We start from the raw sequence: 26,413 nt of genomic DNA, 5'->3' as shown, positions 1-26,413 counted from the left end.
CCTTATTTGTTGATGTTGGGTTGAATATTACACTCTTCCCACACTAAAATATCCTACTTAGAAGTTTCACAAGCTTTGATAAAAGCTCTGAATAAAGGATGCGGTGTAGCTACCGTACTCTTATATTCCGGGTGGTATTGCACTCCAACGTAGAATGGATGCCCTGGCAATTCCAACGCTTCAACCAATCCTGTTTCCGGGTTTGTTCCTGTAGCTAAGAAACCATTCTTTTCAAAATCCTGAAGATAATCACTGTTAAATTCATAACGGTGACGGTGTCTTTCAGAAATATTTTTGCTTCCATAGATATCATGCAGCTTAGAACCGTTTTTCAAAGCACATTTCCAAGCTCCAAGACGCATCGTTCCTCCTTTGTCTATTACATTTTTCTGCTCTTCCATGATTGAAATTACAGGATCCGGAGTTGCGGTATCAAATTCCATTGAGTTTGCTTTTGTGTGTCCTAACACATTTCTTGCAAATTCAATCGTCATAATCTGCATTCCTAAACAGATTCCCAACATTGGAATTTTATTCTCTCTAGCATATTTTGCTGTAAGAACTTTTCCTTCAATCCCTCTGTCTCCAAAGCCCGGAGCAACAAGGATACCATTGACTCCTTTCAGGGTTTCTTTGATATTCTCTTCTGTGATATCACCACTGTATACCCATCTTACTTTTACTTCAGTTTCAAGATCAGCTCCTGCATGCTTGAAGGCTTCAGCAATAGAAATATAAGAATCCTGAAGGGAAACGTATTTTCCAACCAATGCAATTTCAACAGTTTTCTTAGGGTTCTGGAATTTTTTCACAAAAGTTTTCCAGTCTTTAAGGTCTGCATCTTTATCACTTTTCAGATCCAGCTCTTTTAAGACAACATCATCAAAGTTTTGCTTCTGAAGGTACATTGGAACTTCATAGATCGTTTCCATATCCTTACATTCGATAACGTTTTCTAATGGAACGTTACAGAACTGAGCTAATTTTGCTCTCTGATCTTTTGGAATTTTGTGTTCTGTTCTGCAAACCAATACATCAGCCATAATTCCGCTTTCCATCAACTGACGAACGGAGTGCTGAGATGGTTTTGTCTTTAATTCTCCACTTGAAGCCAGATAAGGCAATAGTGTAAGGTGAATTACCATAGAATTGTTCTCTCCCAATTCCCATTTTAACTGACGAACAGTTTCAATGTATGGTAAAGATTCAATATCTCCAACAGTTCCTCCGATCTCGGTAATAATGATATCGTAGTTTTGTTTAGAAAGGATTTTAATTCTACGCTTAATTTCGTTAGTGATATGAGGAATTACCTGAACTGTTTTTCCAAGGAAGTCTCCTTTTCTTTCTTTTTCGATTACAGTTTGGTAGATTTTTCCTGTAGTAACGTTGTTGTTTTGGGATGTAGGAGCATCAAGGTAACGCTCGTAGTGACCTAAATCCAGATCCGTCTCCGCACCATCTTCAGTCACATAACACTCTCCGTGTTCATAAGGATTCAAAGTTCCCGGGTCGATATTGATATAAGGATCAAGTTTTTGGATCGTTACGTTAAAACCGCGTGATTTTAGCAATAGTCCCAGAGAAGCAGAAACGATTCCTTTTCCCAAAGATGAAGTTACACCTCCTGTCACAAAGATGTATTTTGTATTCTTTTTACTCATTAGATTAGGTTTGTGCAAAGTTATGGGAAAAAGAAACACAAAGCAATCTTTTAGATTTTGAAAATACGAAAACAGACATCAAACACTCATAAAATATGGATAAATTTTATTTTTTTCATTCGAAGCCACCTTAACAAATTCATATAAAAAGAGAGCATTTCTCAACGGAAACACTCTCTTTTTGCATTAATTATAAGCAGGGATCTAACCACGTATCTCCCGGTGAATTCAAGATACATTTATAATTATCTCTTAACATTCTCAATTTCGTTGTTCCATTAACAAACCTGTAGTCAATATATTTCGAGTTTAGGACCACATTATTCTCAATCTCATGGGTAGACTGCCCCACTCCCCCTTCTGAGAAAATACCCCATGTCATCATTCCGTTTCCTCTAATCTTGTTGTGTCTGATGGCAATTTCATAATTATTTCCTTCCACAAGTTTGATTCCTGCTAATCTTCCTTCATTTCCTTGGTTTTTAATACCCGGATTTTCAACAATATTAAAGGATACATTCAACAGGTTATTATTGGCTTCAATCAGAATACCATTTTCTTTGGATGCCTGAACATTGTTATGGGAAACATCCACCCCTTTGGCGTGAGAAACATAAAGTCCCACATTCCCAATATCATTGATTACATTATTGGAAATCACCCCTCCTTCAATATGCCTGATGTTAATTCCGTGCTGCTTTGCATTTCTCACCACATTTCCGGTAACCACTACATTTCTGGCAATAAGTTTATAAGGAGCTACTTCATTAGTATTATTAATAAGGATTCCATCTCCCCCTGCCGGAATATAATCCTTTTTAGGATCAAGTGTTGCAATCAACGCATCATCAATTACTGTTCCTGCATTGTCTACAATATTATTTGAAATCACAATATTATGGCAAACATAATCCGGGTATTTCTCCTGATCATAATTCTGGACTTTGATTCCGATTCCTTTTGTATTTCGGACTCTGTTCCCCAATACCGTCATATTTGAAATTCCAGCATCCAGATACATTCCGTGTTCCAGGATCGTATTTTCGATATCATTATCGGAAATTGTCACAAACTCTGAATTTTCAGCAATGATAAGCCCTTGTGATGAATTTTTAAAATAATTCTGAACAACACTTATATTTTTTCCACCAACGGCAATTCCTGCGTTGTCTTTTTTTCCGGTCCCAATTTTTGCCCAATCTTCTGTGAAATCATTTTCAACACGGTTCTGTTTAAACGTAAGGTTAACCATATTTCTTAAACCCGAAACTCCGGCATAACTAAAGTTTTTAAAAAGGTTTTTTTCGATGTTGATGTTCTGAGTTCCATAGCAATAAATTCCTACAGCTTTAGAACTGGACGTCATAGCATAATCGTCTTTAAAACCTTCCAGAAAAAAACCTTTTATTGATATATTCTTTTTTTCTTCACAATTAAAAATCTCGGTACTCTTTTTATTCTGTTTTATTTTACATTGGTCGGATAATACTCTTTGATTATTCTGAAGAAAGAGTGCCCCGGAAATTCCAATGTCCATTTTCCCAAAGAAGGTATCATAGCCCAGCTGCAAAATTGTGTTGAGGCGGTCTGTTCTTAACTGATCTGAAAGTCCTTGAATACCCCACCATAAGACATTGACATATCCGGTCCATTGTCTTTTATAAAAGTCACTTCCTTTTTTACGGAAAATCGCACCATCTCCGTCTCCGGCAGCTGGCACTCCTACATTTGTCTTTTTATAAATAACCGGTTCAAAGGTATAACTGTCTATCAGGTTTACCTCATCATCATTAGGAAAAGTACTTCCTTGCGCAAAAAACGCTTCTGTATAAATCATATTTTTGTTGTTAAATGGTTAATCAATTCTTAAAAGAATCTGGAGCAAAAATATCCATCCACAGCGCCAAACTATGACGTATTTTCAATCAGAAAAAAATATTTTCCACAAAAAAAGCTTCCTATGAAACGGAAGCCTTTTATTAAACTATTGTCTGTAAATTATTTTTTTACTAATTCAAAATAAGTATTAATCTCAACCCATTTAGCAATACCTGCTGCTGTAGGATCATAATTCAAATTATATTCAAAACGGTTAACAGAAAACTTAGCCCTAAGTCCCATAATCTCTTTACCATCCTTATTTTTTGTAATTCCTCCTAATATTACTGGTACACTAAAGTCTTTGGTTACATCTTTAATCGTGAGTTTACCATTAAACAGATAAGACCCATCTTTCTCTTTTGAAACAGAAGCTCCCGTAAATTTAATATCCGAATATTCTTCCACTGAAAAGAAGTCTTTACTTCTAAGATGTTTGTCCCTCATCTCTACTCCTGTATTGATAGTCTCAGCAGCAATATTGATATCGATCTCTGCATGATCAAGACTATTCCCTTTTGTCTTTAAACTTCCACCGAATTTATCAAACCTTCCCTGAACGAAACTGATCCCCATATGTTCAACGGCAAAATTTACAGAAGAATGCATGGGATCAATCTCCCAGTTATTCTGTGCAAAAGAAAAAGTACTTAAAAGGGCAAATACGAAGGATAAAAATAGTTTTTTCATTGTAATTATATTTTACATTAATATTTTAAATTTAACAAAGCTAAGATATAAAGATATTTCTATCGTTGATCTATATTAGTATTTGAGATTTAAATCTATTTATGTTTCAAAAAAAACGCTTTTTTTATAACTTCGCAGTATGGCAAAACTGAAAACGGCATATTTCTGTCAAAACTGCGGAACCCAATATTCCCAATGGATGGGACAATGTAAAAACTGTGGACAATGGAATACCCTGGTGGAAGAAGTGGTGGAAAAACCTAATAGTAAAGCGGTCCCCTTTTCAAAAACCAAACAACATGTCATCAATATCATTGAGGTAGAAACCAGTGAAGAACCGAGAATAAAGACTCCTTCTGAAGAACTAAACCGTGTTCTGGGAGGCGGAATTGTCCTAGGGTCCGTTACTCTAATCGGTGGAGAACCGGGAATCGGAAAGTCTACCCTGCTGCTTCAGCTTGCCTTAAAAATGAAGAAAAAAATCTTCTATGTTTCCGGGGAAGAAAGTGCTTCTCAGATTAAAATGAGGGCTGATCGATTAACGGATATTCAAAACCCGAATTGCTTCCTGTTTACAGAAACCTCCCTGGAAAAAATTCTTCATGAAGCCAAAAAACTGGAGCCGGATTTTATGATTATCGATTCTATCCAAACACTTCAGTCCCAATTGATCGAAAGCTCTCCGGGAACTGTCTCTCAAATCAGAGAATGTTCCAACGAGATTATTAAGTATGCTAAGGAAAACAGTATTCCCGTGTTTTTGGTAGGTCATATTACCAAAGATGGCCAAATTGCCGGTCCAAAGGTATTGGAGCACATGGTAGATGTTGTTTTAAATTTTGATGGAGACCGAAATCATCTTTTCAGACTATTGAGAGCCAACAAAAACCGTTTTGGATCTACTTCTGAAATTGGGATTTATGAAATGATCTCTCAAGGATTGAAGGAAATTAAAAACCCTTCGGAAATCCTTATCACCAAGAAATTTGAAGAGCTATCCGGAAATTCTGTTGCGGTAACCTTGGAAGGAAACAGACCTATGCTTTTGGAAATCCAGGCACTGGTAAGTACAGCTGTGTATGGTACTCCTCAAAGAAGTTCTACAGGCTTTGATTCCAAAAGACTGAATATGCTTCTGGCAGTACTGGAGAAAAGAGCAGGTTTCCAATTGGGAGCTAAGGACGTTTTCCTTAATATTACAGGAGGAATAAAAACAGATGATCCGGCTTTGGATCTCGCAGTTATTGCGTCTGTTCTTTCATCCAATGAAGATATCGCTATTTCAGAGCATTATTGTTTTGCTGGAGAGATCGGTCTAAGTGGAGAAATTCGTCCGGTTGCCCAGGCGGAACAAAGAATTACGGAAGCCGAAAAGCTAGGGTACGAGAAAATTTTCATTTCCAATCTCAATAAACTTCCGAAGAAAAAATTTGGTATTAAGATTGAAGAAGTAAGCAAAATTGAAGATTTTCATGAGAGACTTTTTTAAAGAAAATAAAATGTAGCCAACCTGTGAAATTAAGGTTGGTTTTTTATTTCAAGAAAATAAAAAATGGAATATAAATTGTAGAAATCAATAAAATTAATGACCTTAACAGGAGATTTTTCAAATGATGAAAACAAATATTCTGGAATATTACAGCAACCTTGCCGAATCCTATGACGAGAACCGGTTCGGGAATTCTTACGGGAAATATATTGACCAACAGGAAAGGGCTTTTTTAACTTCTTTTTTCAAAGATAAAAAATATACAAAAGTTCTTGATCTTGGCTGCGGAACAGGCCGATTACTTAATTTTGCGACTCATGGAACCGACTTCAGTGAAAATATGCTGAATGTCTCCCGTCAAAAACATCCTGATAAAATACTAGCTGTAGGAGAGATTTCAGCAATACCTTTTCATGAAGAATTTGATTGTATTTTCTGCTTTCATGTCATCATGCATCAAAATCAAGAAGAAACAAAAGCATTTTTAAAAGAATGTTATCAGAAATTAAACAAAAATGGAACTCTGATTTTTGATTACCCTGTAAAACGCAGAAAAAAATCTGTTTCTCCCCAGGAGGACTGGCATGCCGGCAACAGCTTTTCAGTTTCGGATATTGCAGACCTTTCAAAAGATCAATGGAACATTAGAAATACAACCGGAGTATTATTTTTCCCGATTCACAGGTTTCCAAAATCAATAAGAAAATCTTTCCTGTCTCTGGATAATTTTCTCTGCCGTATTTTCTTGAAAAACTGGGCATCTTATCACATAACTGTTTTGGAAAAGCGATGAAACAGCAGCTGAAAAACTGGATTCCCCATTCGTGGAAACTGCAGATCAAACTTTTGCAGCGTTATTTTCATGAACAAAAAAACAATTATGTTTACCCCAAAGAATATCGTTCAGAAAATATTGGTGAATATTCTGTTACGCTTCATCAAATCATCAAAAGCGGATCTTTTCATCATAATAAAATTCATAATCTAAAAGTTGTTGGAAATAAAATCAACAACCTTGTCATTCATCCCAATGAAGTCTTTTCTTTCTGGAAAATGGTTGGAAAACCTAGTGAGAAAAACAATTTTAAGGAAGGGAGAAACCTCATCAATAATACTATTTCAAGTGATTTTGGCGGTGGAATCTGCCAGTTTTCTTCTATTTTATACCACCTGGCCCTTCAATCCGGATTAAAGATTCTGGAAAGATATCCACACTCTATGGATATCTATAAAGAAGAGGAACGTTTTACACCTTTGGGCTCGGACTGTACGGTTGTTTATGGTTACAAAGATCTGCAGATTCAGAATCTATTTTCGTTTCCTGTACAGTTTAAATGTTTTGTGAATGAGGATGAGCTCCACCTCAGCCTGATTTCTCCTGAAGAAGTCATTTTAAATGAAATTGAGTTTAAATACCTTGAAATTGAAAAAGGAGTTTGGGTAGAAACGGTACGCAATAGTCAAACTTTGTTTAAAAATTTTTATATTCGTTTATGAATTATCTGGCTCATTCTTATCTTACTTTCACTGACGGACAAATTGTTGGCCAGTTTCTGGAAGACTTTATCCGAAACAGGGACCGTTTTTCTTTCCCTAAAGACATTCAGGATGGAATTACCTTGCACAGAGCTATTGATACTTTCACCGACTCCCATCCCGCTATCCATGAAGCTAAAAAAGTTTTTGCCCCTTTGGTAAGACTTTATGCTGGAGCTTTTGTAGATGTTTCCATGGATTATTTCGTAGCCAATGATCTTTCTCTAAACTCTCTTGCCGAATGGAAGGCTCACTCTCTATATGTCTACAACGTCTTAAATGCCAATGAAGAGTGGCTGCCTGAAAATTTCAAAAAAATGCTGGCTAAAATGGAACAAGATGACTGGCTTTATAATTACCGTGAAGATTGGGGCATTAAATTCAGCATTCAAAATGTTTTGAACAAAGCCAAGTATCTGGATAAAGATATTCCTGTTTTTGAGGCTTTCTTACATCATAAAGAATTTCTTCAGGAATGCTATGATCATTTTTTTCCTGATTTGCTGGCTCATGCAAAAGGAATTAATACCCTTATTCAGTTGGAAAATTAAAATTGTTTATACAAATAGCGGTTTGGATATGTTAATTTTTCACTCTTTCTGTCTCCATTGACAATGATGTGAACAATATTGATCTGGTCATCGAAAAGATTGTAAAGGAAACTCACAGCCGTTTCTACTTTTTTAGGATGAGCAACAACTTCTGATTCCATGTAAACATTTACAGATTCCTGATCTTCTTCATATCCTATATAGTTTACTTTAAGAAATTTATTATCAGCCTTTAATCTAAAATATTCCTGACAATATTTAGAAAGCGCTTCATTCAGTTTCGGCTTGTACTTTTCATCATTAAAATGAAAAGTTCCACCATATTTTTTCCCAAGGCCATTCTCCAGATCATCGAGGAAAAACCGGCCTGTTACTTCAAAGGTCTTAGATTTGGGGCTGTAATTGATCTCTACAGAGCCTACATGATAAGGGTGTATATTTTCCTTATCTACTTTTATAAAGCTTTGAAAAATCACTGTTAATGATAAAAAGAATATAAAAAAAAATTTACGTGACATAGGTTCTTTTCTAATGACAAATATAAAAAAAGCAGCAGTTATACAACTGCCGCTTTCTATAATGTACCTCCTAGAGTTATAATTATTCTTTAACCACTTTTTTAGTAACTGTAGTATCATTTAGTTTAATCGTAAACATATATACTCCTTTTACCAATGATGAAACATCCATTCTGTTTGAACTAGAGTTCATAGCCTCTGTTTTAATCAGTTTTCCTGAAGCATCATAAATAGTTAATGTACCTTTAGAATAGCTGCCCAATGAGATATTTACAACATCTTTAGCAGGGTTTGGGGTAATATTTACTCCCGCATTCTGTTTCGTTACTTCTCCTGTTCCTAAAGTAGCATTTGTTTTAACAAAATATCCACCGAAACCTGAAGTCTGGAAGCTTACTTCCCAGTACTGATAAGTATTATTCCAAACAATATCCGCAACATTAGGAGTAATAACAGTAGGTGTACCTCCATAAGAAGCTACAGTCCCCACATTTCCTGCACTTGTTCCTGTGTATTTTTCAACAACTAGGTTAAATTTATTAGCATCATCAGTAGGTGATGTAGGAAGCTTAGTACCACTTGTTAAATTATAAGCATCGAAATCAGCCTGCTTAAAGTATAATGTTACTTTTCCTGTAGCGGTAGCAGCATCCGTAGCTGGATTAATTTCATATCTTCTCGCAACGTAATTAGGCTGTACATTATCAACCCATACTTTTGAGGTGATATTTCCAGTTACAGTACTTGCTGTTTCTTTTTCCACTCTTGAAATCAATTGACAAGCATTGGTAAAATAATTATACCCAGCAGCTACAGTACTTGCTTTTGTCTGATTAGCCGTCGCCAGGTTTTTCACCTCGGCTACATCTTCGTAAACAGTAGCTCTCATTTTAAGATCAAAGGTTCTTGTAGCCCAGGTTGTACCATCCGTTGATGTTTTACTACGTCCACTTACTGCAGTAGCTTCATTTTTCATCGCTACAGTTCCTCCTATCCCGTTAACCACGATATAGAAATCTTTTCCTGTTACCGCCTGAATATTTAAGCTGGATAAATCAACATAATTCCAAGTAAATCTCTGTATGTTAGTATCCCATGATGTAATAGTTTTTGTACCTACAATATCTCCAGGATCACCATTAGCGTTTACTTTTCTTACTTGAATATCCACTGCCTGATTAGCAGGAATCACTCCTGAACCTGTTGTAAATGAGACACCTCCTAATTTACCCGTTAATGTTGGTGTATAACGAACCGCCAATGCCGCATTGCTAAAAGTAGTATTAGCTTCTGCATTCACAGTAATATAAGGTTCATCATAAGTAACAGTCTCAAAATTAGATGCTACACATCCCACTTCAGAAGTTACCGCTTTATAAATATCTAACTTTCCATATCCCCATCTTGGATTAGGAACATTTCCTGTTGCTCCATCTTTTCGCGCATTAGAAGTAAGACGAGCTTTAACCTGTGCTGCTGTCAAGGCTGGATTGGCCTGAAGCAATAAACCTACAGCTCCAGCGATTCCAGGAGATGACATACTCGTCCCCTGATTCATCACATAATAGTTTGTATTTGCAATAACATCTGTATCAGCTGGCGCAGAACTGCTAGATCTTGAAGATATTACAGCCTGCCCGGAGCCTGTAATATCAGGTTTCTGAAAATTATCTACTCTTGGTCCTTGTGAGCTAAAAGAAGAAATTGTTTCCTGTGGAGTATTACCATATCCGTATCCACCTAGTGGGCTCAACCAAGTTACTCTACCCAAATAGGAAGCTACTGTAATGGCACTTGTTGCATTCCCCGGAGATCCTACAATAAATTCGTTATCTCCGTTTGTCAAGGTAGTTCCCACTCCCTGACTATAAAGCCAGCCATGGGTATTGATAGTTTGAGTTCCGTTGTTGGTAATTTCCAAAGTATATACTCCTTGAGAGTTGGTTGTAGATCCTGAAACTCTACTTACTACTAACTGAACATAACGTTTATTATTATCATTCCCCCAATAATTATACATAGTAGCAGTAAGTCCTCCTCCTAATATACTATGAGTGGTATTGGTGCTCACATTCTGTGTATATTGCTGACCATCTGGAGCTGTTAATTTTGCTGTAACTTCTGTATTATCATTAGCATACATTAGAAAGCTAAATATTGAAGCCGCAGAGGTATTGCTACTAACTGTAAAAGTATAAGATTGTACACCACCTGGTTCTATATCTACTTTTCTGTGAATTTTTGGGCCATAATCATTACCCGCAGATATAACCACAACTCTTCCAGGTCCCGATGACGTAAAGTTATCAACAGCTACTTCATGAGAAGATGTACCATCATGGGCGCTTCCCTGTCCACCAATACTCATATTGACTACGATTGGTTTATTTAAAGCTGTAGCTACGTTCTTGAAATAAGTTAATGCATTGATGGTATTCGTCGTTGGAAAAGATCCATTTCCTCCTTTTACAAAAACAATATCTGCTTCAGAAGAAAATCCTTTATGTCTTCTATCGGCAAAACCTGCCCCACTTCCTGCAGCTGTTCCTGATACGTGGGTACCATGTCCATTAGTATCATTTTCGCGGACGAAATTAGCTGGTGTACCATCCAATTCATCTTCAATCTGTGCTCTTGTATATTCTACACCGGTTGTAAATCCTGTAGGAGAAACTTCAGCCCCTTGAGGAGTTAAAGTCTGATCCCAGATGGAAACAATTCTACTTTTAGTCTGATCAGCAACTTTTCTGAAATCAGGATGCTTCCAGTCTATTCCCGTATCATAAATTCCTACAAGAATTCCTGTTCCGTTATATGCTGTATTATTAAAAACGCCATCCTGTAAAAGGCTTGCTCCAGATTGAGCTCTACTTACATCATTATGAAGCTCATCAAATGTAGGCCCCATCACAGAGGTCACATAAGGAAGCTCCATTAATCTCTCAATATCTTCAAGACTCACCAATGCTGTTGAAAAAGTAGGCAGCTGGCTCTGTACTAAAAACCCGTCAGCTTTAAGTCTTTCAGGAGTTTTGGTATAAATAATACATGAATACATTGTTTGCGCCCCTTTAGAGGTAACAACCAAATGCTTATCCAATTTCATGTCCTCACGTTCCAAATCTTTTAAAACGTTTCCTCTATTCAGGCTCTCTTTATTTTTCAATAAATAATCAAACCTTGAATCAAGCTTTTGTACCTGACCATAAAACCCATACGAATACAGACCTAGGAAAGCTGCTGTAGCATTTCTAAGAAGCTTCGCTCCTCCATACGAAATGTTTACTTTTGTAAAAAGTAGTTTTTTAATATCCATTCTATTTTTTTTAGCAATACAATTATACAATTTTTATTTTTAATGATAATAATTAAAAACATTAATAATTAATACATATAAAAATTATACACATCCGATACAATTCACTTACTTTAACATAATATCAAAAAACAAGTAATCTATTATCAAATGCAGGATTTTCTATTTTATTTAAACCTTGGATGGGAACATATTATCTCCCTTGATGCCTTAGACCATCAGTTATTTGTCTTAGCACTAATTGCTGTATACTCTTATAGTGACTGGAAAAAAATTCTGATCCTTGTAACCGCATTTACTATTGGACATTCCATCACATTAGCATTAAGCATTCTTGATGTTTTCAGAGTTCCTTCTGATTGGGTTGAGTTTTTAATTCCATTGACCATTGTGCTGACTTCTCTGGATAATATTATTATGAAAAACCAGAAACAAACATTAATGCGGGCTAATTACTACCTCGCTCTGATTTTTGGACTGGTTCATGGGATGGGTTTTGCCAATACAGCAAGGGTGATGATTGCTAAAAGTCAAAGTATTGCTATACCATTATTGGGGTTTAATATCGGTCTGGAACTGGGACAAATCGTTATTGTAACTGCCATCCTAATCCTTTTATTTATTCTTCTCACTATTTTTAAAGTGAATAAGAAGGATTGGATTCTTTTTGTCTCATCAGGAGTCTTTGCTTTATCTTTAAAAATGACATTAGAAAGAATTCCTTTCTAAATGTGAAATATTTTCATTATTTCAACCGCTTATTACTATCTTTGATCATTATTAAATCATTTCGGTTATGAAACTAAAAGTTGGTATACTTTCACTTTCTGTATTTGCATATACAGGTTTCACCGCACAAAATATTCAGAATAACCCAGGCAGCAATCATGGAAACAAGTTTGAGCAGCTGGGAACTATTCTACCCACACCCAATATTTACAGAACGGCTTCCGGAGCACCAGGACATGCGTATTGGCAAAACAGGGCCGATTACAACATTACCGCTTATCTTGACGAAGATAAAAGAAATCTGAAAGGTTCGGAAACGGTTACTTACTATAATTATTCACCTGATGAACTGGATTATATCTGGCTTCAATTGGATGAAAACGAACATTCTAGTATAAGAAATGCAGGTTATGACACGTCTTCAGTACTTCGTCCATCAACAACAGATCAGCAGCTTAAAGTGACTGAACTTCCTGTAAAGGATAATGGCTACGGAGTTGTACTTGAAAAAGTAACTGATGCTTCAGGTACTCCTTTAAAATATACGGTCAATAAAACGATGATGCGTATTGATCTTCCAAAAGCATTGAAAAAAGGAGAAAAATTCATTTTCAAAGTAGACTGGAATTACAATATCGGAAACAGAATCAAAATGGGCGGCCGTGGTGGCTATGAAAATTTCCCTGAAGATGGCAATGACCTCTACACTATGGCACAGTGGTATCCAAGAATGTGTGTATACAGTGATTTCCAGGGTTGGCAAAATCATCAGTTTACTGGGAGAGGTGAATTTGCGCTAGTGTTCGGGAATTTTAAAGTGTCTATGAATGTACCGGCAGACCATGTTGTAGGAGGAACCGGGGAATGTAAAAATTATGATCAGGTATTAACTGCTGATCAACTTTCAAGATACAAAAAAGCTGAAAATGCTTCTGAGCCTATAGAAATTGTAACCTTAGATGAAGCTAAAAAGGCAGAAAAGAATCATTCAAAACAAAGAAAGACATGGATTTTTGAAGCAAATGACGTAAGAGATTTTGCGTGGACATCTTCCAGAAAATTCGTTTGGGACGGCATGCGTGTTACCATTCCTGAAAATAACAATAAGGTAATGGCCATGAGTTTCTATCCTAAAGAATCTTATGGACTTTACAGAAAGTTTTCTACAAAAGCAGTGGCTCATACCATTAAAACCTATTCAGAATTTACCATTCCTTATCCATATCCAGTAGCGCAATCCGTAGAAGCAGCCAACGGAATGGAATATCCTATGATCTGTTTCAACTTCGGAAGAACAGAAAAAGATGGAACCTATTCTGAAGGAACTAAAAATGGAATGATCGGAGTCATTATTCATGAAGTAGGTCACAACTTCTTCCCCATGATCATCAATTCTGATGAAAGACAATGGGCATGGATGGATGAAGGCCTGAATACTTTCACAGAGTATCTTACAGAAGAAAAATGGGATAATAAGTTTCCATCTAAAAGGGGTCCGGCATGGACAATCGTAGATTATATGAAACTTCCAAAAGATCAGCTTGAACCTATCATGAGCAATTCTGAAAATATTGTTCAGTATGGCCCGAATGCCTATTCAAAACCTGCAACCGGATTGAATATTCTTCGTGAGACCATTATGGGAAGAGAACTTTTTGATAAAGCTTTCAAAACTTATGCAAAAAGATGGGCTTTCAAACACCCTGAACCTGCAGATCTTTTCCGTACCATGGAAGATGCCAGCGGTGAAGACCTTGACTGGTTCTGGAGAGGATGGTTCTACGGAACTGATCCCGTAGATATTGCGATTGATAAAGTCACAGTAGCCACTCCTAACCTAGAAACGAATCCCAAAGCAGCTGAAGAAATAAAATACCAGGTGGACAAACCACTAGTAAATAGTTTTGAAGACCTGTCGAAAATCAGAAATAGAGAAGATAAGAACATCACTTTCTATGTTGATAAGGATAAAGAGGCCCAAGACTTCTACTATCGATATGATAGAGGCCAGGAAAAAGTAAATACAAAAGAATATACCTCTAAAGTAGATGCTACTCTTCCTTTGGATGCTAAGGATAAAGAAAAATTCAAAAACATTACGGCTTATCAGATTGACTTTTTGAACAAAGGTGGACTGGTCATGCCAATTATCCTTGAATTTACTTTTGAAGATGGTTCAAAATTATATGATAAATCATCTGCACAGATCTGGAGACTGAATGAACAAAAAGTTTCCAAGACGTATTATTTTGACAAAAAATTGAAATCAATTCAGCTAGATCCAATGAGAGAAACCGCTGATATTGATACAAACAATAACTTATGGACCAGCAATGGTGCAGGTGGTGAGACTTCAAAATTCCAGCTCTTCAAACAGAAACAGGAAGGAGGTTCTGTAAGAGGAAGCTCTAATGGAAAAGTAAATCCTATGCAGGCAGCAGGAAAAATCTAAAAGGCATAGTTGTAAGCAATCAATAATTGAAAAGCTCACTGAATCAGTGAGCTTTTTATTTTTTACGTTAGGAATCTTTTAAAGTTTAATTTCTACATTTTAACCTAAATATTCTTTCAGATGTTTTTTGTAAGTTCTTCCCAATGGGAGCTGCTCTCCTCCTTTCAGATAAATCGTATTTGAATCATATGAACTGATATGAGAAGAAAGGACAATATAAGATTTATGAATTCTGATAAATCCTAAATTATGAAAATTTTCTTCAAAATTGGACATCCGTTCCAGGATCATATATTTTTTCAAATGGGTGATCAAAATGATATATTCCCCAAACCCTTGAATCCACTTGATATCCTGAAGAAGGACTTTATTCATGATATAATTAGATTTAAACATAATGAAATCTTCCTGTTTTCTATCTTCCGCAGATTGCTTAAACTGTAAAAAGTCTTTTGCTTTATAGACTGCTCTTTTAAATGTTTCAAAATCTACAGGTTTCACCAGATAATGCACAACATCCAACTCAAAAGCTTTTACAGCATACTGAGTTTCCAATGTAAGAAATATACATAATGGTTTATAGGGAAGCTTAAGTAAAAGGTCAATCCCATTCATATAAGGCATATTAATATCCAGAATAACAAGATCTACTCTATTCCTCTGTAAATATTGCAGTGCCTCTTCCGGGTTCTGAAATATCTCCAGCAAGTCTACATCTTCTATCTGATCACAATAGTGCCGGATAAGTTCTAACGCGGGATATTCATCATCCACTCCTACGATAGTCAGGTTAGCCATTATAGTTTTATTTTTAAAGTAGTTTCGTATGTATTATTCTCAGCCGCTTCCGATATAAAAGTAAATCTTTCAGGATAATATTTTTCCAGAATGCTGATGACTGCTTCATTTCCAAATCCATTATCATTAAAGTTATTCACTAGCTCCCGGTTCTTGGCTACAGAATTTTCAATTTCAAATAATAATTCCTGATCCTGTATTTTGTAAGACACCTTAATAAAGCTATCCTCTTCAATCCCTACTGCTGAATGTTTTAAAGCATTTTCAAATAAAGTAAGACAAACGGATGGCGGTACTTCAATAAGTTCCAGGGTTTCTTCATCTTTTATTTCAAAATTAATATCCAATAGGTTATTATACTTTAGCTGGTAAAGTCCAATCAATGATTTAATCGTTGAAAACTCCTGCATAAGCGTAACTTTCTCCTTATTGGTATCATAAATAACGTACTGCAGCAAGCGGCTTAACTGAAGGATAGATTCAGATGTTTTCTCAGACGGATTAAAACTTTTGGAATAAATATTATTAAGAGTATTCAACAAAAAATGAGGGTTTAGTTTCGATTTTAAAAGATCAAGATACAGCTGCTCTTTTTCTTCCCCTAAGTTTTTAAAGTCCTGCTCGATCAGAAATTTATCCTTCGTGATTCCCAGAAATGACGCCACCAGTATTACAATTCCCTGGGCGGTATAGACATTATAAAGGAATTTTGTATTGGAAAGGGTTTCATTAAATTTCATATGAAACACAGCAGGTTCCAGCAAAATTCTAAAAAGACTTGATACTAAAAAACAAATGAATGCATACAGAATAAATTCAGGATACTTATTGGAAAGATAAAACCTGGGGACAAGATAAAAATAGACCAGATAGTAAATCCCAACATTAAAAATAATCACAAATAATACAGACCAGATGAGCTCCGGAACATCCAAAAAGTAATTTTCGGTGAAAAAAGTGATGATAAAGAAGAAGAAAAAGAAGAAAATATGCTGAAACTTCAGCAAAAACCCCCAATGATATTCCATCAGTCTCTTTAAAATCTTACCACTAAGTAAAACCCTAAAAATCAATAATATAAATACAATATTTATAATAAAAAACATCTAAAATATCCAATTTTCAATCTTCCAAATATAAGACCTTTTTCTCCCCGGATTGCAGTTTACTGATAAAAACTGCTATTGATTGAAAAATAATTTCACGGCTCCTTCTTATAAATATATTTGAAAAAGCAGGATATTAATTCAGTTTTACATGAAAGTTAAATTATCATTAATCACCTTTTTTCTACTAGGTGCAAGTCAATTTGTTATGGCTCAAAGCCGGGACAGTTATAATATGTGGTTCCAGTACCTCATGTCTGCAAAACTTACAGACAAAAGTACATTGACAGCCCTTTCCCAATACAGGTCTTTTGACCTCGCCTATGATACCAGGCTCTTTCTGGTTTCGGCTTATGTAGACTACGAGGTAGCTCCTGAAGTAAGACCTGCTGTAGGAGCCATGTTTCTTATTCTGGACTCTTACAAATCTGATAACTCCAAAAAAGAAAGGTATGAAAAAAGACCTTTCCAGCAGGTAAGCCTGGGTGGTAATATCGGAAGAACTTCTATTTCTCATCGGTTTCGTGTGGAGGAACGGTTCATCAGTAATCCGAATGAATTTATCGTAAGGCTGCGCTATCTTATTTCTTTAAGAATCCCCTTCAATAAAGCCGGGGAGAAAGAAAGGCTTTATGGTATTCTGAAAAATGAAATCAGAATGAATGCCAGCAAAGAAGAAACATTTGACAGCAACCGTTTAACAGCTGGGATAGGAATAAAAACAGGGAAAAACTCAGCCATAGAAGTTGCTTTTATCAACCAGCTGGAAACCGGATCTACCAGTAACTATGCCTATATCGGCTATCGAAACAATTTTGACTGGAGAAAAAATAAAAATAAATAACCTCAAATACAACCACCTATGCTTACATTCCTTGGATTTTTGATGATCATCATCTTTATGGTGCTTATCATGAATAAAAAGATGACTCCTCTTACCGCATTAGTTATTATCCCTGTAGCCATCGCATTTTTAGCTGGTTTCGGACCTCAGTTAGGAGAAATGATGAAGAATGGAGTCAAGGAAATAGCCCTTACAGGGGTTATGCTTATCTTTGCCATTCTTTATTTCAGTTTAATGATAGACACGGGGCTTTTTGAGCCTTTAGTCAACCTTATTCTAAAAGCAGTTGGAGACAATCCTGTCAAAACAACCATCGGAACCGCTATTCTTACCACATTGGTTTCTCTGGACGGTGATGGCTCTTCCACATATATTATTGTTGTAGCAGCCATGCTTCCTTTATATAAAAAGCAGGGAATGAATCCTCTTACCCTTACTTGTATTATCATGCTTGCTGGAGGAATTATGAACATCTTACCTTGGGGAGGCCCTACAGCAAGGGTTATGAGTTCCTTAAAACTAGGACACACCGAAATTTTTGTGCCTATGATTCCTATTATGGCTTTAGGCATCATCTGGGTCATATTTGTGGCCTACATCCTGGGGAAAAAAGAAAAAAAAAGCATCGCAAAATATGGGAAGTATACAAAATACAGTACCGGAGACATTGCCGGAGAATCTGATCCTCAGCTTCTCCGTCCAAAACTGATCTGGGTGAATTTAATTTTGACTCTAGTTCTGTTAACGGTGATGATATTAGATATTGTTCCATTAGGTATAGCTTTTATGATTGCCTTTTGTATCGCCTCTGTCATCAATTACCCTAAACTTAAAGATCAGCAGAAAATTATTTCAAAACATGCCGGAAACGCATTGTCTGTGGCAGGAATGATCTTTGGAGCAGGAATCTTTACCGGGATTCTTAATGGAACCGGCATCATGCAGGCTATGGGAAATAGCATGATAGATATTGTTCCCAAAAGCTGGGGCAGTTATCTGAATATTATTACAGCCATTTTCAGTGTTCCTCTTACTTTCTTTCTCACAAATGATGCCTATTATTTTGGAATACTTCCAATTATTGAGGCAACAGGACGTCAGCTGGATATTGCTCCTGAAATATTAGGACGGGCAAGTCTTGTTGGTCAGGCATCGCACTTATTAAGCCCATTGGTTCCTTCCACGTATCTGTTGGTATCATTAGCAGGCGTAGAATATTCCGATCACCTGAAATATACTTTAAAATGGGCAATTGGATCATCAATTATCATGCTTTTAGGAGCATTACTTCTCGGAACCATATGATAAGAATTTAATGAATAATGAGTATCTTCAACTTCAGAAATAATAATACAGCTTAAAACTTGTTTTGTAAAAAAAACAGCTTATTTTTCCCGATGAACCCTTTACAACCTCAGAAAACATTTACCGGAAAATATCTTAAAAATCTTACATTGTATGTATTTACAGCAATGATAGGAGGAGTATTGGCCGGCCATTACCTTCCTGAGGAAAGTATAAGACTGGGAGTGGTGAGCCGGTATTTTTTCATGATCCTGGAAACCCTGATCCTTCCTGTTATATTTATGGCAGTTGCCTATGGAATCAGCCAGCTGTCTGAGCTCAAAAATGCCCGTAATATTGTATGGCAGACTATTTTATATTTTTTGGTGATCACTTCAGCCGCCATTATAGTAGGTTTTGCGTTTGGATTAATTATGCAGCCCGGCTCAGACACAGGAATTGACATTACCAGGATCAATACATCTTTACCCAAGACATTTGAAATCAAAAATGATAATCTCCCCAATCTTATCTATCTCAACAGGCATGGTATTTTTCTTTTCCTCTCAATAGTGATTGGTATTGCCATGAATCTTTCATCAAAAAAAGAAAAATTTCTGAATATATTGGATCAGGGAGTGAATATATTTTATACGATCATTAAGTACCTTTACATCATTCTTCCCCTCATTATTTTCTGCAATATCGCCTATGGTGTTGCCGTATATGGCATCAATACCCTTCTCCCTTTGAGTAAGGTAGTTGCCACGGTATATATTGCCGATATTGTTTTCATTTTTGGAATTCTTGGGGTTGTTTCTTGGCTCTTCAAATTTAATCTTTGGAAATTTTTACTGAACATCAAAGAAGAAATTATCCTGGTGGTCAGCACCTCATCTTCTAAAACAGCCTTTCCTCTCATTTTTGAGAAAATGGAATCTGAAGGATACAGCAGGAAAATCTTAAGGTTTATTATTCCTTTAGGATATAATTTTAACCTTGCCGGAGCATGTATCTATCTTTCTGTGACCTGTTGCTTTCTGGTTCAGTTTTATACGATCTCTTTAAACTTCAACGATTATCTGTGGCTTTTCATCATCATATCTATTACTTCAAAAACTGCTTCCGGTGTTCCAGGATCCGGATTTTTGGCACTTATTTTCACACTGAACAGATTCGGAAAAATTCCGTTGACAGATATTGCACTTCTTTATAGTGTGGATCGTTTTATGAATGAAGCCAGATCGGTAACCAACTTTATAGGAATTGCCGTTTCCGGAGCTATTATTTCAAAGATTAATCAACAGCAGAAAAGTAAAAAGGTTTCTGTCTAATGGTGTTTAAAAATTATTTTTCAAAATTCACCCAATCTTGTAACTTTTTGAATTTCAGAACAACTAACTAATAAAAAGATCATGAAAACATTCTTATTCCTTTTATTAGTAAGCAGCTTGAATCTTTTTTCACAGCAGCTTCTTACCCCAGAAAATGTACAGATCAATTCTAAATGGGTCAAAGATGAAACATCAGAATCTGTATGGTATGCAGAAAATGCCGGTACAAAAATAGAAATCGGAAGTATTATTACAGAAATCAAAAAGCTGAACAAAACAGATCTTCTTATCAAAACAACAGTGAAAATGAAACAAGCTCCTGATGCTCAATGGACAGATTCTACGATTGTAAAAACCTCAAACTTCACCCCGGAATATCATTCTTCTTACAACTCTATGCGAGATATGGTTCTAAAATCCGGTAAAGATAAAGTGACTGGATATTATCTGGATAAAAAGTCGCAGGAAAAAGATAATATTGATATACCTGCAACCCTATATTTTGACAGCAGCAGTTATGCGATGCTAATAAGATTTCTTCCATTAAAAGAACACTATTCTGCCGAAATTTCTATTTTTGACTACAACCCAAAATCCGAGAAAAAAGGAATGATGAAAGCTTATATTCTGGATACCCAAAAGTCAGAATATAAAGGAAAACCGGTCTGGATTGTGAAAACAAATGATGATATCAGTAACAAAACCACTACCACCACCTACTATATTGATGCTGTAACAAGAAAAATTGTGAAACAGGAAATGGATATGAGTGGTAGAAAAATGTTTATAGAAACAACCTCATAAAAAGCAGATATTCAAAATATCAATAACATTTCCCTGTCTACAAACAACTTAACAATCTGTATTAAAAACATTTACCTTTGAATCAAATAAAACACCAATTGTCAAAAAGCCTGATTGACATTAAATGTTCAGGAACCAGAAAAACAAAGGTATTATTTATGAAAAATGCAAAATTATTAAACAGAGATGCTCAGAAATCCATTCATGGAGGATCATTGGCAGCCAAACTTGTTTGTTGTGATTACGATGACAATATGAAATGTATCCGTTGGATCGGGCCGGGGCAATTTTGTCCATAGAATAAAAATATTTTCTTAGTACAATGAAAAGACTTGGAGATCGTATAAATTAAACATCATGATCAATGAAAAATGCAAAACCATTAAACAGAGATGCCCAAAAAGTTTTTTGCGGAGGAATTGTTACAGCCAAAATCAAATGCTGTGAAAAAGACAGAAATGGTAATTTTATCTTGTGGATTGGACCTGGACAATATTGTCCATAGATCAGTTTTAAGATAACCAATAATATTAAAGCCGGAAAATTTCCGGCTTTTGCTCTTTTATATTCTAAGGTATCAACAAGGCTTATCATTTAGCACTATAAAAAAATGACTAAAAGAACACCTATCAACTGATAACCAACTTATTAATTCAAAAAATACTTTTAAAATATATCACATATTGTAGAAAAAACTTATCTTTGATCTACTTTTTAACACCAAATGTCAAAATCCTGATTGACTTTAAACGTTCAGGAAGTAAACAAATTAAATATTATTAACTATGAAAAATGCAAAATTACTAAGCAGAGATGCTCAGAAATCAATCAACGGCGGTGCAGCAGGACGCTTTTGCTGCGAGTACAATTACAAAGGACAATGTATTTTATGGATCGGACCAGGACAATATTGCCCATAAAACAGGATCCATAAAAATTAAACACCAAAAATAAAAGCCGGAAATTTCCGGCTTTCTGTTTTTTATTTTTCTGCCAAATTTTCACATTCCGGCATAAAAGTCTGCCATTTCAGCCACCACCCTCTCATGGCATACATTTAGAGAATTACTAGTCAGAAATAATTAAAAAATAAATATATTATGTCAGTAAACTTTAAACCATTGGCAGACAGAGTTCTGGTAGAGCCAATCGCAGCAGAAACTAAAACAGCTTCAGGTATTATCATCCCGGACACTGCAAAGGAAAAGCCGCAAGAAGGTACTGTAGTGGCAGTAGGTCCTGGTAAAAAAGACGAACCTACAACTGTTCAGGTAGGTGACAAAGTTCTTTATGGAAAATATTCAGGTTCTGAATTGAAGTTAGAAGGTAAAGATTACTTAATTGTAAAAGAAGCTGATTTATTGGGAATCATCGGGTAAAATGCAGTAGGCATCAAGCTGTAAGCAGTAAGCAATGAGAGACTACAAAAAATATGACACTTGGAAAATTGCCCATCAATTGCTAAAAGAAATTTATATTATTTCTGAAAATTTTCCAAAATCAGAACTTTTTGGCCTTACTTCTCAAATAAGAAGAGCGGCAGTTTCTATTCCTACAAATATCGCAGAAGGTTGTGGAAGATCCACAGACAAAGAATTTGCAAGATTTTTAGAAATAAGTATAGGTTCAACCAATGAAACTGAATATCTTCTTTTACTTTCTTGTGATTTAGGTTTTACTTCTGAAGATAAAATAACAGACCTTAATGCTACACTGAATTTAACCAGACAAAAACTTATACAACTTAGAAAAAAATTATTAAATAATAATTAATTGCTAAAGGTAAAAAGCTTATTGCTTAAAGCCTATAGCCTAAAGCTAAAAAATTATGGCAAAAGAAATAAAATTCGATATTGAATCAAGAGACGCTCTAAAGAGAGGTGTAGATGCATTGGCAAATGCAGTAAAAGTAACTTTGGGTCCTAAAGGAAGAAATGTGGTAATCGAAAAATCTTTCGGTGCTCCACACGTAACTAAGGATGGTGTTTCTGTAGCAAAAGAAATCGAACTTGAAGATAAAGTAGAAAACATGGGAGCTCAAATGGTAAAAGAAGTAGCTTCCAAAACTAATGATATCGCAGGAGATGGTACTACTACCGCTACTGTTTTAGCACAGGCTATCGTAAGAGAAGGTCTTAAGAACGTAGCGGCAGGTGCTAACCCAATGGATCTTAAAAGAGGGATCGACAAGGCAGTAACTGCAGTTGTTGAAAACCTTAAAACACAGTCTCAGGCTGTTGGAGATTCTACAGATAAAGTAAAGCAAGTTGCTTCTGTATCTGCTAACAACGACGAAACTATCGGTGCTTTAATCGCTGAAGCTTTCGGAAAAGTTGGAAAAGAAGGGGTAATCACTGTAGAAGAAGCTAAAGGTATCGATACAACTGTAGATGTTGTAGAAGGTATGCAGTTCGACAGAGGATACCAGTCACCATACTTCGTGACTAACCCTGAGAAAATGTTAGCTGAACTAGAAAACCCATATATCCTTTTAGTAGAGAAGAAAATTTCTTCAATGAAAGAATTATTGCCAGTTCTTGAGCCAATTGCACAAGGTGGTAAGTCTCTATTAATTATTTCTGAAGAAGTTGAAGGTGAAGCTTTAGCTACTTTGGTAGTAAACAAACTAAGAGGTTCTCTTAAAATTGCTGCTGTAAAAGCTCCAGGATTCGGAGACAGAAGAAAAGCAATGTTAGAAGATATCGCGATCCTTACAGGTGGACAGGTGATTTCTGAAGAGCAAGGTTTCACTATGGAAAACATCTCTTTAGATATGCTTGGAACTGCTGAGAAAGTAACGATCGACAAAGACAACACAACGGTTGTAAACGGTGGTGGTGACGAAGCGAAAATCAAAGGAAGAGTAGCTCAGATCAAAGCTCAGATGGAAACTACAACTTCTGACTACGACAGAGAAAAACTTCAGGAAAGATTAGCTAAGTTAGCTGGTGGTGTTGCTGTACTTTACGTAGGTGCTGCTTCTGAAGTAGAAATGAAAGAGAAAAAAGACAGAGTAGATGATGCATTACACGCAACTAGAGCTGCTGTTGAAGAAGGTATCGTTGCAGGTGGTGGTGTTGCTTTAGTAAGAGCAATTTCAGCTTTAGATAACCTTACAGGAATCAATTCTGATGAAACTACAGGGATCAAAATCGTTAAGAGAGCGATCGAGGAGCCATTAAGACAAATCGTTGCTAACGCAGGTGGTGAAGGTTCTGTAATCGTTGCTAAGGTAGCAGAAGGAACAGGAGACTTCGGATACAATGCTAAAACTGACGAGTATGTAAACATGCTTGAAGCAGGAATCATTGACCCAACTAAAGTAACAAGAGTTGCTCTTGAAAATGCAGCTTCTGTATCTGGAATGCTTTTAACAACTGAATGTGTGATCACTGAAGTAAAGAGCGCTGAACCAGCTATGCCAATGGGTGGTGGAATGCCAGGAATGATGTAGTAGCAAGCCGCTAAGACAAATTTAATATATAAACCGCTCTGCTTTTGTGGAGCGGTTTTTTTATTATATTTGATGAGTAACTATGATATATGAAAATAATCAAATGAAAAGAATTATACTTTTATTATTGACCTTCTTTAATTTAGCATTAAGCTATGCCCAACATCTTTATCCTGAAAAATATAAAAATTGCAATTTAGGCTCCTTTTGTCTTGACTGTGGTGAAACTAAAGCCAAACCTGAAAACTCAATAATAAATGAACTGCTGAATAAATTTGATAAAAATAGTTTGAGTAAAATAGCAGGAAAAATTGAAGTACAAATTTTAATTGACAAAGATGGAAAACCTTGCCTTCTAAGTTCATTAAACCAAACTAATATCTCCTCAAAAAAATTAGGTTTACAGGATGCTATAAACTCAATATCAAATTGGGAACCTGCGATTTCAGAAAATAAAAAAACAAATAGCTCAGTTTCATTAATTTTTGAATTTGAAAACGGCAACTTTTCGGCAAAGCGTAGAGTCTTTGATTTTAAAAATCAATCCAATGCAAAATCTATTGGAACTCCTGATATAAAAGGAACAGATAAAGAAAAACTGTCAAAAGACTGGACTGTATTCACTCAGCAAAACTCAGAGCTACCCTGGGATATGACAAGAGCTGTTGCCAATGATTTGGATAATAATATTTGGATTGGAACAGATAATGGAATTGTAAAAATTAATAATGGAAAATGGGAACATTTTAACTCAAAAAACACATTAATCTCCTCTCCTCCTTATAATAAAAATGAAACTGTATCAGTACGGGATTTAGAAGTTGACAAAAATAACAATAAGTGGTTTGTTGCTGGTTACGATGTTTACAAATATGACAATAAAAACTGGACAAAATACGACTCAATAAATTCTCCTATCAATTGGGCAAGAAAAATATTTGTTGACCACTCCAATAATGTCTGGTTTACTTCTTGGGATGGCATAGCAAAGTTTGACGGAAAGAATTGGGCCGTAATTAATAAGCAAAATTCAAATCTGCCAACTGACAAAACCCTTGGTGTTTATGTAGACAAAAAAGATAGAATCTGGATTGGAACATTTGAAGGAAACGTAATGATTGAAAACGGTATAACGAAATTATTAAACGATAAAAATTCACCTTTATCAAAAGCGTACATCTCAAAAATCTATGAAGATAAAAAGGGAAATTTATGGTTTGACTTATACAACGATAAATCAGATGATGCTGGGATTTATGTATTAGATTTACAACAAAGATGGACAAGAATAAATCATTCAAATCCTAAAATGTTCAGTAAAAATTCAATCAATGATTTTTATTTAGATGAAGAAAGCAATTTGTTATGGATCACATTAAATGGAGTTGGTGTTTTAAGTTATGACACAAACTCAAAAAAATGGGAAACTTACACCAATGAAAACTCAAATATTCCAAGTGTTCATTGCGAAAGAATAACAAAAGACAAAGATGGTTCAATCTGGATTGCAACTTATGCCGGAGTAATCAAACTTAATAAATAAACATCTGCGAACAAAAAATCATTGCCCAACTAAAGTAACAAGAGTTGCCCTTGAAAACGCAGCTTCTGTATCTGGAATGCTTCTTACAACTGAATGTGTAATCACTGAAGTGAAGAGCGCTGAACCAGCTATGCCAATGGGTGGTGGAATGCCAGGAATGATGTAATAGCGAGTCGCTAAGACAAATTTAATATATAAACCGTTCTGCTTTTTATAGGGCGGTTTTTTTGTTTTTATGGTTTCCCGTAAGGAAGAATTAATAAAGTATTTTAACTTAGTATAAAACATTGCAAATATAAAAGGAACAGATAGATAACTCATTGATTATGACAAAAAAACAACCATATCATTATTCCGTTAGCTTTTATTATAAAGTTTCTTATATTTGAGACTTATGTGGTATCATTCCATAACTATTAATAA

At 35.6% G+C, this 26,413-nt stretch carries 24 protein-coding genes; 16 read left to right on the top strand and 8 right to left on the bottom strand.

The window, feature by feature from the left end; all coding sequences use genetic code 11:
* Positions 1-53 precede the first annotated feature (53 nt).
* From pyrG to AC3HD6_RS12955, 3 genes are all read right to left on the bottom strand, one after another.
* Positions 54-1,664, bottom strand: a complete 1,611-nt coding sequence (gene pyrG / locus AC3HD6_RS12965; protein ID WP_068944668.1) for a CTP synthase — start codon at positions 1,662-1,664, stop codon at positions 54-56.
* A gap of 190 nt (positions 1,665-1,854) precedes the next feature.
* The gene (locus tag AC3HD6_RS12960; protein ID WP_488896708.1) at positions 1,855-3,501 is read right to left on the bottom strand and encodes a right-handed parallel beta-helix repeat-containing protein; all 1,647 of its coding nucleotides are present in this window, start codon (positions 3,499-3,501) and stop codon (positions 1,855-1,857) included.
* A gap of 161 nt (positions 3,502-3,662) precedes the next feature.
* On the bottom strand, positions 3,663-4,232 hold the full coding sequence (locus tag AC3HD6_RS12955) for a YceI family protein (RefSeq protein ID WP_488896707.1): 570 nt from the start codon (positions 4,230-4,232) through the stop codon (positions 3,663-3,665).
* 139 nt (positions 4,233-4,371) lie between these two features.
* Here AC3HD6_RS12955 and radA point away from each other — a divergent pair, with 139 nt between their 5' ends.
* The 4 genes from radA (at position 4,372) to AC3HD6_RS12935 (ending at position 7,808) form a co-directional block, all read left to right on the top strand.
* Positions 4,372-5,721 (top strand): DNA repair protein RadA, encoded by a 1,350-nt coding sequence (gene radA, locus AC3HD6_RS12950; protein WP_065395177.1) that lies wholly within the window; start codon positions 4,372-4,374, stop codon positions 5,719-5,721.
* 124 nt (positions 5,722-5,845) lie between these two features.
* Entirely contained in the window at positions 5,846-6,514 is a 669-nt protein-coding gene (locus tag AC3HD6_RS12945) for a class I SAM-dependent DNA methyltransferase (RefSeq protein ID WP_488896706.1), read from the top strand.
* The gene (locus tag AC3HD6_RS12940) at positions 6,511-7,218 is read left to right on the top strand and encodes a VanW family protein (protein WP_488896705.1); all 708 of its coding nucleotides are present in this window, start codon (positions 6,511-6,513) and stop codon (positions 7,216-7,218) included. Before AC3HD6_RS12945 ends, AC3HD6_RS12940 begins: the two co-directional genes overlap by 4 nt.
* Positions 7,215-7,808 (top strand): acyl carrier protein phosphodiesterase, encoded by a 594-nt coding sequence (locus AC3HD6_RS12935; RefSeq protein WP_488896704.1) that lies wholly within the window; start codon positions 7,215-7,217, stop codon positions 7,806-7,808. The genes AC3HD6_RS12940 and AC3HD6_RS12935 overlap by 4 nt, the downstream gene beginning before the upstream one ends.
* Here the strand turns inward: AC3HD6_RS12935 and AC3HD6_RS12930 are convergent.
* Positions 7,805-8,326, bottom strand: a complete 522-nt coding sequence (locus AC3HD6_RS12930; protein ID WP_488896703.1) for a DUF6702 family protein — start codon at positions 8,324-8,326, stop codon at positions 7,805-7,807. The two genes, AC3HD6_RS12935 and AC3HD6_RS12930, sit on opposite strands and share 4 nt — an antisense overlap.
* 82 nt (positions 8,327-8,408) lie before the next feature.
* Positions 8,409-11,642: a S8/S53 family peptidase gene (locus AC3HD6_RS12925; protein ID WP_488896702.1), complete on the bottom strand. Its 3,234-nt coding sequence runs from the start codon at positions 11,640-11,642 to the stop codon at positions 8,409-8,411.
* 150 nt (positions 11,643-11,792) lie between these two features.
* Between AC3HD6_RS12925 and AC3HD6_RS12920 the strand changes: the two genes are divergently transcribed.
* Together AC3HD6_RS12920 and AC3HD6_RS12915 are read left to right on the top strand one after the other, a co-directional pair.
* A complete protein-coding gene (locus AC3HD6_RS12920) occupies positions 11,793-12,371 on the top strand; it encodes a HupE/UreJ family protein (RefSeq protein ID WP_488896701.1) in 579 nt (192 codons plus the stop codon).
* 67 nt (positions 12,372-12,438) lie between these two features.
* Positions 12,439-14,823 (top strand): M1 family metallopeptidase, encoded by a 2,385-nt coding sequence (locus tag AC3HD6_RS12915; protein WP_488896700.1) that lies wholly within the window; start codon positions 12,439-12,441, stop codon positions 14,821-14,823.
* Positions 14,824-14,922: 99 nt separating this feature from the next.
* On the opposite strand, the gene AC3HD6_RS12910 is transcribed toward AC3HD6_RS12915, so the two are convergent.
* A complete protein-coding gene (locus AC3HD6_RS12910) occupies positions 14,923-15,621 on the bottom strand; it encodes a LytR/AlgR family response regulator transcription factor (RefSeq protein ID WP_488896699.1) in 699 nt (232 codons plus the stop codon).
* Entirely contained in the window at positions 15,621-16,649 is a 1,029-nt protein-coding gene (locus tag AC3HD6_RS12905) for a sensor histidine kinase (RefSeq protein WP_488896698.1), read from the bottom strand. The genes AC3HD6_RS12910 and AC3HD6_RS12905 overlap by 1 nt, the downstream gene beginning before the upstream one ends.
* 229 nt (positions 16,650-16,878) lie before the next feature.
* Here AC3HD6_RS12905 and AC3HD6_RS12900 point away from each other — a divergent pair, with 229 nt between their 5' ends.
* The 10 genes from AC3HD6_RS12900 (at position 16,879) to AC3HD6_RS12855 (ending at position 25,990) form a co-directional block, all read left to right on the top strand.
* Positions 16,879-17,571: a DUF2490 domain-containing protein gene (locus AC3HD6_RS12900; RefSeq protein ID WP_488896697.1), complete on the top strand. Its 693-nt coding sequence runs from the start codon at positions 16,879-16,881 to the stop codon at positions 17,569-17,571.
* A gap of 18 nt (positions 17,572-17,589) precedes the next feature.
* The gene (locus AC3HD6_RS12895; RefSeq protein ID WP_488896696.1) at positions 17,590-18,876 is read left to right on the top strand and encodes a CitMHS family transporter; all 1,287 of its coding nucleotides are present in this window, start codon (positions 17,590-17,592) and stop codon (positions 18,874-18,876) included.
* Positions 18,877-18,968: 92 nt separating this feature from the next.
* Positions 18,969-20,189: a cation:dicarboxylate symporter family transporter gene (locus AC3HD6_RS12890; RefSeq protein WP_488896695.1), complete on the top strand. Its 1,221-nt coding sequence runs from the start codon at positions 18,969-18,971 to the stop codon at positions 20,187-20,189.
* Between the two features lie 81 nt (positions 20,190-20,270).
* Complete coding sequence (locus AC3HD6_RS12885; protein ID WP_488896694.1) at positions 20,271-20,993, top strand: DUF3108 domain-containing protein; 723 nt, start codon at positions 20,271-20,273, stop codon at positions 20,991-20,993.
* A gap of 77 nt (positions 20,994-21,070) precedes the next feature.
* On the top strand, positions 21,071-21,292 hold the full coding sequence (locus AC3HD6_RS12880; RefSeq protein WP_488896693.1) for a hypothetical protein: 222 nt from the start codon (positions 21,071-21,073) through the stop codon (positions 21,290-21,292).
* A 486-nt stretch (positions 21,293-21,778) separates the two neighbouring features.
* A complete protein-coding gene (locus AC3HD6_RS12875; RefSeq protein ID WP_262484685.1) occupies positions 21,779-21,913 on the top strand; it encodes a hypothetical protein in 135 nt (44 codons plus the stop codon).
* 180 nt (positions 21,914-22,093) lie between these two features.
* On the top strand, positions 22,094-22,372 hold the full coding sequence (locus AC3HD6_RS12870; protein ID WP_045500963.1) for a co-chaperone GroES: 279 nt from the start codon (positions 22,094-22,096) through the stop codon (positions 22,370-22,372).
* 34 nt (positions 22,373-22,406) lie between these two features.
* Positions 22,407-22,766: a four helix bundle protein gene (locus AC3HD6_RS12865; RefSeq protein ID WP_488896692.1), complete on the top strand. Its 360-nt coding sequence runs from the start codon at positions 22,407-22,409 to the stop codon at positions 22,764-22,766.
* Positions 22,767-22,821: 55 nt separating this feature from the next.
* Positions 22,822-24,447: a chaperonin GroEL gene (gene groL, locus AC3HD6_RS12860; RefSeq protein ID WP_488896691.1), complete on the top strand. Its 1,626-nt coding sequence runs from the start codon at positions 22,822-22,824 to the stop codon at positions 24,445-24,447.
* Positions 24,448-24,550: 103 nt separating this feature from the next.
* On the top strand, positions 24,551-25,990 hold the full coding sequence (locus AC3HD6_RS12855; RefSeq protein WP_488896690.1) for a ligand-binding sensor domain-containing protein: 1,440 nt from the start codon (positions 24,551-24,553) through the stop codon (positions 25,988-25,990).
* Positions 25,991-26,008: 18 nt separating this feature from the next.
* Here AC3HD6_RS12855 and AC3HD6_RS12850 read toward each other — a convergent pair whose 3' ends face one another.
* Complete coding sequence (locus AC3HD6_RS12850; protein WP_488896689.1) at positions 26,009-26,311, bottom strand: hypothetical protein; 303 nt, start codon at positions 26,309-26,311, stop codon at positions 26,009-26,011.
* Positions 26,312-26,413 lie beyond the last annotated feature (102 nt).

The organism is Chryseobacterium sp. II3a (assembly GCF_057815135.1).
Note: the sequence above shows the minus strand (reverse complement) of the source record. Positions and strands in the feature narration are given on the sequence as shown.

Coding starts and splice junctions, on each gene's coding strand:
- pyrG (WP_068944668.1), bottom strand. CDS start 1,664: ATGAGTAAAAAGAATACAAAATACATCTTTGTGACAGGAGGTGTAACT.
- AC3HD6_RS12960 (WP_488896708.1), bottom strand. CDS start 3,501: ATGATTTATACAGAAGCGTTTTTTGCGCAAGGAAGTACTTTTCCTAAT.
- AC3HD6_RS12955 (WP_488896707.1), bottom strand. CDS start 4,232: ATGAAAAAACTATTTTTATCCTTCGTATTTGCCCTTTTAAGTACTTTT.
- radA (WP_065395177.1), top strand. CDS start 4,372: ATGGCAAAACTGAAAACGGCATATTTCTGTCAAAACTGCGGAACCCAA.
- AC3HD6_RS12945 (WP_488896706.1), top strand. CDS start 5,846: ATGAAAACAAATATTCTGGAATATTACAGCAACCTTGCCGAATCCTAT.
- AC3HD6_RS12940 (WP_488896705.1), top strand. CDS start 6,511: ATGAAACAGCAGCTGAAAAACTGGATTCCCCATTCGTGGAAACTGCAG.
- AC3HD6_RS12935 (WP_488896704.1), top strand. CDS start 7,215: ATGAATTATCTGGCTCATTCTTATCTTACTTTCACTGACGGACAAATT.
- AC3HD6_RS12930 (WP_488896703.1), bottom strand. CDS start 8,326: ATGTCACGTAAATTTTTTTTTATATTCTTTTTATCATTAACAGTGATT.
- AC3HD6_RS12925 (WP_488896702.1), bottom strand. CDS start 11,642: ATGGATATTAAAAAACTACTTTTTACAAAAGTAAACATTTCGTATGGA.
- AC3HD6_RS12920 (WP_488896701.1), top strand. CDS start 11,793: ATGCAGGATTTTCTATTTTATTTAAACCTTGGATGGGAACATATTATC.
- AC3HD6_RS12915 (WP_488896700.1), top strand. CDS start 12,439: ATGAAACTAAAAGTTGGTATACTTTCACTTTCTGTATTTGCATATACA.
- AC3HD6_RS12910 (WP_488896699.1), bottom strand. CDS start 15,621: ATGGCTAACCTGACTATCGTAGGAGTGGATGATGAATATCCCGCGTTA.
- AC3HD6_RS12905 (WP_488896698.1), bottom strand. CDS start 16,649: ATGGAATATCATTGGGGGTTTTTGCTGAAGTTTCAGCATATTTTCTTC.
- AC3HD6_RS12900 (WP_488896697.1), top strand. CDS start 16,879: ATGAAAGTTAAATTATCATTAATCACCTTTTTTCTACTAGGTGCAAGT.
- AC3HD6_RS12895 (WP_488896696.1), top strand. CDS start 17,590: ATGCTTACATTCCTTGGATTTTTGATGATCATCATCTTTATGGTGCTT.
- AC3HD6_RS12890 (WP_488896695.1), top strand. CDS start 18,969: ATGAACCCTTTACAACCTCAGAAAACATTTACCGGAAAATATCTTAAA.
- AC3HD6_RS12885 (WP_488896694.1), top strand. CDS start 20,271: ATGAAAACATTCTTATTCCTTTTATTAGTAAGCAGCTTGAATCTTTTT.
- AC3HD6_RS12875 (WP_262484685.1), top strand. CDS start 21,779: ATGAAAAATGCAAAATTACTAAGCAGAGATGCTCAGAAATCAATCAAC.
- AC3HD6_RS12870 (WP_045500963.1), top strand. CDS start 22,094: ATGTCAGTAAACTTTAAACCATTGGCAGACAGAGTTCTGGTAGAGCCA.
- AC3HD6_RS12865 (WP_488896692.1), top strand. CDS start 22,407: ATGAGAGACTACAAAAAATATGACACTTGGAAAATTGCCCATCAATTG.
- groL (WP_488896691.1), top strand. CDS start 22,822: ATGGCAAAAGAAATAAAATTCGATATTGAATCAAGAGACGCTCTAAAG.
- AC3HD6_RS12855 (WP_488896690.1), top strand. CDS start 24,551: ATGAAAAGAATTATACTTTTATTATTGACCTTCTTTAATTTAGCATTA.
- AC3HD6_RS12850 (WP_488896689.1), bottom strand. CDS start 26,311: ATGAGTTATCTATCTGTTCCTTTTATATTTGCAATGTTTTATACTAAG.